The organism is Roseateles microcysteis, assembly GCF_036880965.1.
Lineage (GTDB): Bacteria > Pseudomonadota > Gammaproteobacteria > Burkholderiales > Burkholderiaceae_C > JAUASW01.
The window spans coordinates 148,482-160,025 of record NZ_JBAJMV010000005.1; the positions used below are offsets into that span (position 1 = coordinate 148,482).

Sequence of the window (11,544 nt, forward strand, 5' to 3'; positions counted from 1 at the left end):
CCAATTGGCAGGCCGCACACTACCTTTAGCCCCATATCTCCCTCAGTGCCTGCGCCTGCTGCAGCACCAACTCCACCGCCGCATCCTGCATGTCCGGCGGGTACTTGTACTTGCGCAGGATGCGCTTGACCATCAGCCGCAGGCTGGCGCGCACGCTCTCGCGTTCGGACCAGTCCACGCTCAGGTTCTTGCGCAGGTTCTCTGTCAGCTCGTGGGCGATCTTCTTCAGCGTTTCGTCGGTCAGCTCTTTGACGGCCGACTCGTTGTTGGCCAGGGCGTCATAGAAGCGCACCTCGTCGTCGGTCAGCCCCAAGGCCTCGCCGCGTGATGCCGCCTCGCGGAACTTCTTGGCCATCTCGACCAGCTCTTCCATGACCTGCGCGGTCTCGATTGAGCGGTTTTGGTAGCGGGTGATGACGTTGCCCAGCAGCTCGGAGAACTTCTTCTGCTGCACGACATTGCTGGCGAACTTGGACTTGATCTCGCCCTCCAGCAGCCGTTCCAGCAGCTCCACCGCCAGATTGCGCTCCGGTAGGCTCTTCACCTGAGCCAGGAACTCGTCATCGAGCAGGCCGATGTTGGGCTTGTCCAGACCGACCGCATCGAAGATGTCCACCACGGCGTCAGACACCACGGCCTGGCTGATGATCTGGCGGATCGCCTGCTCGCGCTGCTCATCCGTCTTCTTCTGCGCCGAGATCTCGCGCTTGGTCAGGATCACCTTCACCGCCTGGAGGAAGGCCACTTCCTCGCGCACGGCTTTGGCCTCGTCCAGCGTGCAGCACAACGTGAAGGCCTTGCTCATCGCCAGCGCCGCGTCGGCGAAGCGCTTCTTGCCGTCGCGGTTGCCCTCGGTCTTCAGGCCCAGCACATGGTTGGCTGCGCCCGCCAAGGTCTTGTGGCCGCCGGTCAAGAAACCGCTCCAGTCGTAGCCGTGCAGCATGGCCCGCAGCACATCCAGCTTCTCGGCCAGCACTGCGTAGGCCTCGTGTGCATCCACGGTCGGTCGGCCGCGTCCCTGGCTGGCCGTGTACTCGCGCATGGCCGCCTTCAGCTCGTTGCCGATGCCGATGTAGTCCACCACCAGGCCGCCTTGCTTGTCCTTGAATACGCGGTTCACGCGGGCAATCGCCTGCATGAGGTTGTGGCCCTTCATCGGCTTGTCCACGTACATGGTGTGCACGCAGGGGGCATCGAAGCCGGTGAGCCACATGTCGCGCACGATCACCAGCTTGAGCGGGTCCTGTGTTTCGTTGGGGTCCTTGAAGCGCTTCTCCAGCCGCTTCTTGACCTGGCTGCTGTAGATGTGGGGGCGCAGCAGCGCCTTGTCACTGGCCGAGCCGGTCATGATGATCTTGACCGCGCCCTTCTCGGGGTCGGCGTCATGCCAGTCCGGCCGTAGCTTGATGATCTCGTCGTAGAGGTGGACGCAGATATCGCGGCTCATCGCCACGACCATGGCCTTGCCGCGCTGGGCCGCATCACGGGCCTCGAAGTGCGTCACCAGATCGGCCGCCACGCTGGCCACGCGCGGCCCGGCGCCGACCACCTTCTCCAGCGCCGCCCAACGGCTCTTGAGCTTGGCCTGGGTGCTTTCCTCTTCGTCTTCGGCCAGCTCGTCCACCTCGTCGTCGATGGTGGGCAGTTCTTCGTCCTTCAGGCGCAGCTTGGCCAGACGCGACTCGTAGTAGATGGCGACCGTGGCGCCATCTTCCTTGGCCTGCTGCATGTCGTAGACATGGATGTAGTCGCCGAACACGGCCCGCGTGTCGCGGTCGGCCGCTGAAACCGGCGTGCCCGTGAAGGCCACGAACGTGGCATGGGGCAGGGCGTCGCGCAGATGCTGGGCGTAGCCGACTTGGTACTTGGTCTTGTACGCGGGGGACTCAAAATCCCCCGCCGTCAGCGCAGGCGCCATGCCATCGGTGGTCAGGGCGGCAGCCGCTGGCCCGCTGCGGACTTTGACCTCCTTCAGTTTGGCCTCAAAGCCGTACTGCGTGCGGTGTGCCTCATCGGCGATGACGACGATGTTGCGCCGGTCCGAGAGCATGGGGAACAAGTCCTCATCCTCGCCTGGCATGAACTTCTGGATGGTTGCAAAGACGATGCCGCCCGACGGCCGGTTGCTCAGCAGCGTGCGCAGCTCCTGCCGCGTGGTCGCTTGCACCGGCTGCTCGCGCAGCAGGTCCTGCGCCAGGCTGAACACGCCGAACAGCTGTCCGTCCAGGTCGTTGCGGTCGGTGATGACGACGATGGTCGGGTTCTCCATCGCCGGCTCTTGCATCACCCGTGCCGCAAAGCAGGTCATGGTGATGCTCTTGCCGCTGCCCTGGGTATGCCACACCACGCCACCCTTGCCGCGCAGCGCCGCACTGCTGTCGGGCCGTGATGCCGCCACCACATGCTCAATGGCCGCGCGCACCGCGTGGAACTGGTGATAGCCGGCAATCTTCTTGATCAGCCGCCCGTCGTCCTCGAAAAGCACGAAGTACCGCAGGTAGTCCAGCAGCATGGCCGGCGCCAGCGCGCCGCGCACCAGCGTTTCCAGCTCGTTGAACTCGCCCAGCGGGTCCAGGTCCGTGCCGCTGATCGTGCGCCACTGCTGGAAGCGCTCTTCATCGGCCGACAGCGACCCCACGCGCGCCTCGCTGCCATCCGAGATGACCAGCACCTCGTTGTACTGGAACACGTCCGGGATCTGGGCCTTGTAGGTCTGGATCTGGTCGAAGGCCTTCCAGATGTCGGCATGCGTGTCGGCCGGGTTCTTCAGCTCGATCAGCACCAGCGGCAGGCCGTTGACGAAGAGCACGATGTCCGGCCGGCGCGTGTGGTGCGCGCCCTTGATCGTGAACTGGTTGACCGCCCACCACTCGTTGTGGGCGACATTGCTCCAATCCACCAAGCGCACGAAGTCGCCGCGGGTCGCGCCGTCCTTCTGGTACTGCACCGGTACGCCGCCGACCAGCAGCTTGTGGAAGGCTCGGTTGGCCGAAAGCAGGGCAGGGATGCCGAGGTCCAGAACCTGCGCCAGCGCATCGTCGCGGGCGCTGGCCGGGATGCCGGGGTTCAGCTGATGGATGGCATGGGCCAGCCGGCTACGCAGCAGCACCTGGCGGTAGTCGCTGCGCTCGGGCGTTGCGCTATCGGGCGCGATGTCAGCGCCATGGCGGTGGACGTAGCCCAGCTCTGCCAGCCAAGACAGGGTGTCGGTTTCGAGTTGGTCTTCCGTCAACTTAAGGTTCCTCCCCAAAGTTCCGATATCGCCTATAATCACGCCAGCTCATCTGCCACGTGTAGAAGGAGTATCCGAAGCCCTTGCACATCCGTGTGCCGGGGCTTCAGTCTTTTCGGGCCGCCCAGAAGGCATCCCGCTCCTTGGTGAACTTGCGAATGGTGTGGCCGCGCAGGCAATATGCGGTCTTCAGCAGGCAATACCGGGTCCCTTCCTCGGTTTCACGCTTGGCAAGCACCACGGCAAAGTCGTGCGCCTCTGCCCAGATCACCACATGCGTCTCGCGTCCGCGCTGGTTCTCCCACCATGAGAACCCGTCGGATTCGGCATGCACAATGCACCATGCTACCCAGCGCACACGCTCACAACGAGCCAGGTCCGGGGTGCGGTCGTCTTCGTCGCGGTTGTCCTGGGCGGGGGCCTCCGAGATTAGGTGCCAGAAGCCGTAGCCCTTTTTCTTGGTCGTCGGATTAAACCGCACCTTCACCGGCTGCCCGAACAGCGTCAGGCCGGCGTGGGCAACCGTCTCCAGGTAGACCGCGTAGATCGCATCTTCATAGCGTGCCCAGTCCCCCCCGAAGGCGGACATGGGCATCAAGGGTGGAGGCGCACTCAAGCTTGCGGCCTCCAGATGAACAGGTTGAACTTGTCGGCGCGCAGCAACGAGCTTTGCTCCAGGCTCAGGCCCGAGCGATGCCGTACATGCGCCACCAGCGCCAGCTTGGCAGGGCTGTCCTGCAGCCCCCGGTGGGCGTACGACAGCGCGCCGATCAGCAGGTCTGCCAGCTGCAGCAGCAGCACATCGTGCGAATGCACCAATTCGACGGACTCGATTACCTGACGGTCGAAGTCGTAGTTGGCATTGCAGAGCACCTCATGCAGCTTGTCGACCTTGACTTGCCCCCGGGTGTCCTTGATGTCCAGAAAAATCCGGTAGCGCTTGCTCGGGTCGATCAGGCGATTGAGCAGCGTGTACCACTGCTTGTAGTAGAAGCCGTCGTGGTCCTGCCCAAACTTCGCGTGATCCAGCGCCTGCTTGTCAGGCACCACTAGGCCGCGGAAGTGAAGCAGCGGCTCGTCGAAAAACAAGTCCAGCAAAGCTTGATAGAACGCTACCTGACCCGGCGACACCTTGACCCACTTGATCTCGAAATGGGGGGGCAGGCCGAAGGAGGCCTTTAGATCCTTGATCTGCCGGGCCAGCATCTGCCGGTGCGAGGCGGGACACCACACGGCACCCAGCACCATGGCACGCAGGTGATCGTTTTCGAGGTGACACGACTCGTCGCAATAGATGTGAATGCGTTCGCTCATGCCAAGGCCTCGTCAGTGATCGCCCGCGCCTCCGGCAGCCGCAGTTGGCCGGAGATCAGGCGGGGGAGTAGGGTGTCGCGGACCTCTGTGAGAGAAAGCGCTTGCCGTTCGTTCGCGATCACGCGATCAAAGAGTGGCTGTGCGACGGCCAAGTAAGCCGCGATTACGTCCTTGCCTGGAAGCACGGCGGGAATTGGGCGGAACGCTTTCTTACTGATCTCCATGAAGGTTGAGCCGTTTGCGCGGCCCTTGATTTGCTCCATGTGGACTTGACACCAGCGCAGCATGTAAAGAGGCGGAAGTGCACCGCCAGGCAGCATGCCGATGTAGCCTTGATTGATTGCTACGGGCAGGTCAGTGATTGCCAAGTAGCCGATGGGCGCGCGTGACGACATCAATAGACTGCCCGCTGGTAACAGGCCGGAACCGATCTTGGCCAAGCCCGCGGCGCTGAGCTTGCGTTCTGTTGCGATCAACGCGGGTGAAGTGGCGCCAGATAGGTCCTTTGGCGTGGTCCAGGCGAATTCCGCTGGAGACCAGAACGCTGCGTTCTTGGTGTCGGGCGTTGCACCGCCAACCGTGTCAACGCAGTTCCCGATTGCCTGCACATTCCACCCCTTCGGCACCTTCCCCAACTCCGAATCCTCAAAGCTGTCGGGGAAAAGGGCGGCGGTGGCTTCGTCCATGCCTTCGGGGGCGCGGCCCTGCGCTAAAGCGCGCACGGGGTCGAAGTCCACGAACCAGGACTTGAACAGCGCCTGGGCGATGGCTTCAAGCGTGGCGTTGGTTTCGCGGAGCAGGGTGATGCGGTCGTCAATGTCCTGCATGAAGTTCGCTACGGCCGCCTGCTGCGGCAGCGGCGGCAAAGGAACTCGCACGGACTTCAGGTCCGCCAAATTGATGACCTGCTGTACTGAGCCTTTAGAGTGAGCCAGCAACAGGCCTCGACCTACTCTGGACCGGAGAAAGAACTGGACGTAGTTCGGGTAGACCTTGCCGGAATCCAATCTCACCAATCCGACTTGCCGGGCAATGTTGGCTCCGGCCAGACTCTTTGGCGCCAAGGCCACTTCGCCCGGATTCCCGACTAGCGAGACCAGTAGTTCGCCGCCTCGTAGCAGAGTTCGCGAGTACTGCTTTGAGACTTCCCTCGTAATTGTGCGCAGTTGGGAGATTTGGACTTGACCTGCAACTACGTCGCCGCCCCGAACGAACCGTACACCGTCCAAGCATTCTTCACCTGGCTTAACCACGCCATAGGTAATCGGAGTGCCGTCAGTTAAGTCTTCGAGCGGAACCAGCGGCCACTCAGAACTCATGCCCGAGCCCTCCCAGCTTGGCCCGAATCAACGCATCCAGCTCCGCCCCCTTGGCCATCTGCTCGCCCAGTTGCTCGGTCAGCCGCATCATCTTCTCGGCAAAAGCCTCGTCATCATCCTCGACGGCTTCGGCACCCACATAGCGCCCCGGCGTCAGCACATGGCCGTGCTGGGCAATCTCAGCCAACGGCACGCTGCGGCAGAAGCCCGGCATGTCCGCGTATTCGCCCACAACCTCGCCCGCCGCCGCCTCACCGCGCCACGAGGCCACGGTGCCGGCGATGCGCGCAATCTCGTCGTCCGCAAACTCGCACTGCACGCGGCTGAACATGCGGCCCAGCTTGCGGGCGTCGATGAACAAGACCTGGCCCTTGCGGGCCGCCGGCTTCTGCTTCGCCAGGAACCACAGGCAGGCCGGAATCTGCGTGTTGAAGAACAGTTGGCCGGGCAGGGCCACCATCACCTCCACCACATCGGCGTCCACCATCGCGGCGCGGATGACGCCCTCGTTGTTCTGGCTGGAGCTCATCGAGCCATTGGCCAGCACGATGCCGGCGCGGCCCGTGGGCTTTAGGTGGTGCAGCATGTGCTGCAGCCAGGCGTAGTTGGCATTGCCCTGTGGCGGGTCGCCGTACTGCCAGCGCGGGTCGCCCTCCAGGCTGCCGTGCCACCAATCGCTGATGTTGAAAGGCGGGTTGGCCAGGATGAAGTCGGCGCGCAGGTCGGGGTGCTGGTTGCGGGTGAAGGTGTCGCCCGGCTCGCGGCCCAGGTTGAAGTCGATGCCGCGGATGGCCAGGTTCATGGCGGCCAGGCGCCAGGTGGTGGGGTTGGCCTCCTGGCCGTAGATCGACACATCGCCCAGCTTGCCGCCGTGGGCCTCGATGAAGCGCTCGCTCTGAACAAACATGCCGCCCGAGCCGCAGCAGGGGTCGTACACCTGCCCATGGTGCGGCGCCAGCACGGCGACCAGCGTCTTGACGATGCTGGCCGGCGTGTAGAACTGGCCGCCCCGCTTGCCCTCGGCGCTGGCGAACATGCCGAGGAAGTACTCGTACACCTGCCCCAGCACGTCGCGGGCGGCGCTGGGGTTCTCGCCGAAGCCGATGGTGGACACCAGGTCCACCAGCTCACCGAGCTTGCCATCCGGCAGCTGGGCGCGTGCATAGCGCTTGTCCAGGATGCCCTTGAGCTTGGGGTTCTCGGCCTCGATCAGGCCCAGGGCTTCGTCGATGAGCTTGCCGATCTCGGGCCGCTTGGCCTGGGCACGCAGCGTTTCCCAGCGGGCCGCCTCGGGCACCCAGAACACGTTGACGGCGGTGTAGTAGTCGCGGTCGTCGGCCTCGGCAGCGAGGTCTTCGGGGCTGGCGTCACCGTAGAAGTATTCGTCGGCCGGGTCAGCCAGCCGCGCCACCACCTCGGCGCGGCGCGCGGCGAAGGTGTCCGAGATGTACTTCAGGAAGATCAGACCCAGCACCAAGTGCTTGTATTCGGCCGCGTCCATATTGGCGCGCAGCTTGTCGGCCGTGGCCCAGAGGGTATTCTTGATGTCGTCGAGCATGGCGCGAAGTTTGAATCTACGGAGTAGTTTTGAGTGGGGTTGAAGCAGCGACAGCCTTGTCTTTCGGCGCCGCAAGGGCCACCGTCCAGTGGCCGCCGTCTTCCTGCCTGACTTGGAGAAGATCGTAGGTCTTCAGCATGTTGAGCAAGCCCGAGTGCCCATGCGTCTGCGGCGAAAACGCGGGGTCAGTACGCCGCAGGTAGGAGCCCAGCCCGCTTACCGTGACATATCCGTCCGGGGTGTCCGCCGCCAGTAGCCTTACCGCATTGACGACCGATTTTGGCCTTTGTTTGGGCTTGGCCGAAGCTGGCGTCTTCGCCGCGGTTGCCTCGCTAGCCAACGCCGGCTCGGGCGGCGTCCACTCGAAGAACTGGTCGCTGGCGTTGCGCAGCGCATCCGGCGTCTTGGCCTCCCCGACGATGTGCACCGTGGCCCCACGCTCGCGCAGCTTGCGGCAGAGGTAGGCGAAGTCCGAGTCGCTGGTGACCAGGCAGAAGGTGTCGGCGCGCTGGTCGAAGAGCGCCTCGACGGCGTCGAGTGCCAACGCAATGTCGGCCGTGTTCTTGCCCGCGGCGTACTGGTACTGCAGGCAGGGCGTGAAGGCCAGGCGCACCAGCGCTTCCTGCCATTTGTTGGCCAGGGTGGCATGGTTGCCATAGCCACGCCGCAGCACCACCCGCCCAAACTGGGCAACGACCCGCAGCGCATATTCCAGAATCTCGGGCGTCGTGTTGTCGCAATCCACCAGGACCGCCACCCTGGAATCCATGCCCGAATCGATTTGTGCCATCGAGTTCTTCTCCCTATTTGGGCATCGATGATATTCGGGGCGCGAGCGGCGCCGCTCCGTGAGCGTTCGCGCTGTGGCGGGCGTTTCTACCTACGCGAATGCGGGCCGGGTGGCGGCGTGTGGGGTAGCGTAACTGCAGAACGGAAATGGGATCGGTGCCCTATCGCCGACCCAAAGAAAACCCCCCAACACCTTGCGATGCTGGGGGCTCTCTATCTGGCTCCTCGACCTGGGCTCGAACCAGGGACCTACGGATTAACAGGTCTATGGCTTAACCAATAGTCCGGAGGTGCTCCGCTGGCCTTGCTTAATGCACGGCGAGCAGCAAACGCTGCGACGGTCGCTGCATCCGGCGATCCGTACTCGATGACCTTCATTGGAGTTTGAGCAAGCCAGAGGGATTGCGCGAGCAGCGTTCGCTCTGGTTGATGGGTCAGCCCGACTTCGAGCTGAAACGCGAGATCGTTGAGCGATCCCAGAACTCGCCGGTTTGCCGTCTTCGCGATGGCCGACTGCTGCATGGCGTTGCGCTCGGCGACGACATCTTCTGCGGGTACTCCGATCGACAGCAGCAGGGGCTCCAGGGCTTCGCTGAACCGCCGAACCAGGGTCCGACCTTCCTTGGCGGGGACCACGACCGAAAGCAAAGTTCGTTCACTGATGGCGAGCACTACCTGTGTCCGTCCGGCGCGGACTATGTTGGCATACCAGTCGCCAAGAACAGAGTCCGGCGGCGCAGGCTCTGGTGCCGGTACGGCATTGAGTCTGGTGAGAAGCTTTTGGGTGCAGCGAAACGCGAACACGATGGCGACACAGCTGTGAATCCGGAATCAAGTATCCGGCACAAAGGAAGAAGCCCCGACACATCGCTGTATCAGGGCTTCTCTATCTGGCTCCTCGACCTGGGCTCGAACCAGGGACCTACGGATTAACAGTCCGGCGCTCTACCGACTGAGCTATCGAGGAATTGATCGGTACTACTGTCTTCTTACAAGCTGAAGCCGCTGCAACTTTCGAAGCAGCGGCTTCTTGTTCTGTGGCTCCTCGACCTGGGCTCGAACCAGGGACCTACGGATTAACAGTCCGGCGCTCTACCGACTGAGCTATCGAGGAACAGAGCCTTGCATTATAGACCAGATTTTTGAGCCTTTACAAGCTGAGCTCCAGGCTCGCTCTCCAGGTGCGGGGAGCGAGCGGGTAGAGGTAGGCATGCTCGTACTGGAAGGGCGATTCCTTCCATGCGCGCTTGTTGCTCAGGTTGTCGACGCCTGCGCGCCAGACCCACAGCTGGCGGCCCACGGCATGCTCGTAGCGCAGCGCTGCGTCCAGACGGGTCCAGGCCGGGATCTGCAGGCTGTTGTCGGGCAGCACTTCGCGTGCGCCTTCGCGGACCAGGCCCAGCTGCGCCTGCAGGCCGAGCATCAGTTGCTGGCGCGCCTGCAGCTTGATCGTGGTCGCCGGCACATTGGCCGGCGTCAGGCCGTTGAGGCCGGCGCTGACGCTGCCCTCATTGCGTGCGCGCAGCTTCATTGCGCTGGCAAGCACGCCACCACCGGTCCACTTCAAATCAGCCTGGGCTTCGATGCCGCGATGGCGCGCCTCGCCATCAGCCTGGCGCACGCAGCTGTTCGCCGTCGAGCCGCAGGCGCCGATGTCGCGCCATGCAGGACGCTGGATGTCGAAGGCCGCGATGGACCAGTCCACCGTCTTGCTGCCGGACTTCAGGCCAACCTCGAGCTGCTCGCTTTTCAAGGCAGGCAAGGCCTGACCCCGGTTGCTGTAGCGAGCGCGGTTGGGTGCCACTTCGCTCTCGATGCCCTGGCCCCAGCTGGCATAGGCCATCAGTTGCGAATTGAAGGCATAGCTCAGGCCCAGCCAGGGCGTGGTGAAGCTCTGCTCATAGCTGGTGGCTCGCGTGTCGCTGGTGTTGACGCGGTAGCTGCTGCGCTCGATGCGGCTGTGGCGCAGGCCCAGCCAGGCGTTCAGTTGCGGGCTCAGTTCGATGGCGTCGCGCAGGTAGAACTCGTGGCTGCGTTCATCGCGGTTGGTGTTGGCGTCGTTCAGCGTGCCATCGGCCGTGGTGCGCGGCACGCCGGAGATGTTCCCGGTGCCGGCCCAGTTGTAGGCCTGGCCCTGGAATCGGCTCCAGAAGCGCGTGAACAGCACCCCCGTGCTGAGCTTGTGCCGCAGGCCGCCAAGCACGACGGATCCGTTCAGCGAGAAGTCGGTGGCATCGCTGTTGCGGCGCTCGTTCTCGCTGCGGAAATCGTATTGATCGAAGTCGCCATTGGGGCAATAGCTCGATGCCCAGTAGCTGCCATCGGCGTCGCTGCAGCCAAAGGCGTAGGCCAGGCGGTCGTCGGTCTTCAGGCGCTGCATGCCCCAGTGGACTTGCGCCTTCCAGTCGCCGCTCAGGCGCTGCTGCCAGCGCAGCGAGGCCTGGCTGTTGTCGAACACCACCGGCTGGCTCCAGCGCTGGTTGTTGAGGTTGGTGCGCGGGTCGATGCTGCGGGCATCGGGCAGCTTGTTGCCGAGCAGACTGAAGCCAGGCTGGCTGGGTTGGCTTTGCTTGTTCAGTTCGAACTCGGCTTCCAGCAAGGTGTCGGGCGAGAGGCGCCAGTCGCCCGCCATGGCGAACAGATGGCGCTGGCCCTCGGCATCGCGCAACTCGGGCTTCAACACAGCGGTGCTGGCATTCAGGCGCAGGCCGAACGCCTTGCTGCTGCCGAAGCGATGGCTCAGGTCGGCGGCAAGCTCGGCCGTGCCGCGCTCACTGAATGCGATGGTGGTGCTGTGCAGCTCGAGCGTGGGGCGCTTGACGATCAGGTTGACGATGCCGCCCGGCGCGCTGGTGCCGGCCTGGATGCCGCTGCTGCCCTTGAGCACTTCAATGGCCGATTTGTTGCCCAGCGCCAGCGCGGTTTCCGCATTGATCGGCAGGCCGTCGCGGCGGTAGTTGAAGCGGTTGTCGAGGTCGAAGCCGCGAATCTTGAGGTAGGAGACATAGCCCTGCGAGTTGTAGGCATCGCCAATGCTGGCGTCCAGCGCGGTGATGCCGGAGAGGGCGTTGATGCCGCTGCTCAGCAGCTGCTCGGTGCCGAGCAGCGTGGCCTGCAGAGGCAGCTTGGCCACCGGCATGTCGCCAAAGCCGCCGACCTGCACGGGAGCTTCGGAGCGGCCGGTGATGGAGACGGTGGGGAGTTGCTGGGCCCAGGTGGCGCCGGCCAGAACGGCGGCGATGGGTGTGATGAGGAAGAGTTTTTTCTGTGCCATCGGAATGCAAAAGTCGATGGCAGGTCGGCGGACGACATGGCCCCGGGCGTCGCGAGAA

Annotated in this window: 8 protein-coding genes and 2 tRNA genes; all 10 read right to left on the bottom strand. The window is 63.8% G+C overall.

Features of this window, described 5'->3' with window-relative positions; genetic code table 11:
• Positions 1–25: 25 nt before the first annotated feature.
• Entirely contained in the window at positions 26–3,274 is a 3,249-nt protein-coding gene (locus V3596_RS15035; RefSeq protein ID WP_416383985.1) for a type I restriction endonuclease subunit R, read from the bottom strand.
• Positions 3,275–3,338: 64 nt separating this feature from the next.
• The gene (locus V3596_RS15040) at positions 3,339–3,821 is read right to left on the bottom strand and encodes a hypothetical protein (protein ID WP_334278595.1); all 483 of its coding nucleotides are present in this window, start codon (positions 3,819–3,821) and stop codon (positions 3,339–3,341) included.
• 23 nt (positions 3,822–3,844) lie between these two features.
• Positions 3,845–4,546, bottom strand: coding sequence for a DUF3800 domain-containing protein (locus V3596_RS15045; protein ID WP_334278596.1), 702 nt, complete (start codon positions 4,544–4,546; stop codon positions 3,845–3,847).
• Positions 4,543–5,865 (bottom strand): restriction endonuclease subunit S, encoded by a 1,323-nt coding sequence (locus tag V3596_RS15050; RefSeq protein ID WP_334278597.1) that lies wholly within the window; start codon positions 5,863–5,865, stop codon positions 4,543–4,545. The genes V3596_RS15045 and V3596_RS15050 overlap by 4 nt, the downstream gene beginning before the upstream one ends.
• Positions 5,855–7,423, bottom strand: coding sequence for a class I SAM-dependent DNA methyltransferase (locus V3596_RS15055; RefSeq protein WP_334278598.1), 1,569 nt, complete (start codon positions 7,421–7,423; stop codon positions 5,855–5,857). The genes V3596_RS15050 and V3596_RS15055 overlap by 11 nt, the downstream gene beginning before the upstream one ends.
• 16 nt (positions 7,424–7,439) lie before the next feature.
• Complete coding sequence (locus V3596_RS15060) at positions 7,440–8,213, bottom strand: NYN domain-containing protein (protein ID WP_334278599.1); 774 nt, start codon at positions 8,211–8,213, stop codon at positions 7,440–7,442.
• Between the two features lie 248 nt (positions 8,214–8,461).
• A complete protein-coding gene (locus V3596_RS15065; RefSeq protein WP_334278600.1) occupies positions 8,462–9,016 on the bottom strand; it encodes a DUF6933 domain-containing protein in 555 nt (184 codons plus the stop codon).
• Between the two features lie 87 nt (positions 9,017–9,103).
• Positions 9,104–9,179, bottom strand: a tRNA-Asn gene (locus V3596_RS15070).
• Between the two features lie 71 nt (positions 9,180–9,250).
• A tRNA-Asn gene (locus V3596_RS15075) sits at positions 9,251–9,326 on the bottom strand.
• A gap of 36 nt (positions 9,327–9,362) precedes the next feature.
• Positions 9,363–11,486, bottom strand: a complete 2,124-nt coding sequence (locus V3596_RS15080) for a TonB-dependent siderophore receptor (protein ID WP_334278601.1) — start codon at positions 11,484–11,486, stop codon at positions 9,363–9,365.
• Positions 11,487–11,544 lie beyond the last annotated feature (58 nt).

Coding starts and splice junctions, on each gene's coding strand:
- V3596_RS15040 (WP_334278595.1), bottom strand. CDS start 3,821: ATGTCCGCCTTCGGGGGGGACTGGGCACGCTATGAAGATGCGATCTAC.
- V3596_RS15080 (WP_334278601.1), bottom strand. CDS start 11,486: ATGGCACAGAAAAAACTCTTCCTCATCACACCCATCGCCGCCGTTCTG.
- V3596_RS15050 (WP_334278597.1), bottom strand. CDS start 5,865: ATGAGTTCTGAGTGGCCGCTGGTTCCGCTCGAAGACTTAACTGACGGC.
- V3596_RS15055 (WP_334278598.1), bottom strand. CDS start 7,423: ATGCTCGACGACATCAAGAATACCCTCTGGGCCACGGCCGACAAGCTG.
- V3596_RS15060 (WP_334278599.1), bottom strand. CDS start 8,213: ATGGCACAAATCGATTCGGGCATGGATTCCAGGGTGGCGGTCCTGGTG.
- V3596_RS15045 (WP_334278596.1), bottom strand. CDS start 4,546: ATGAGCGAACGCATTCACATCTATTGCGACGAGTCGTGTCACCTCGAA.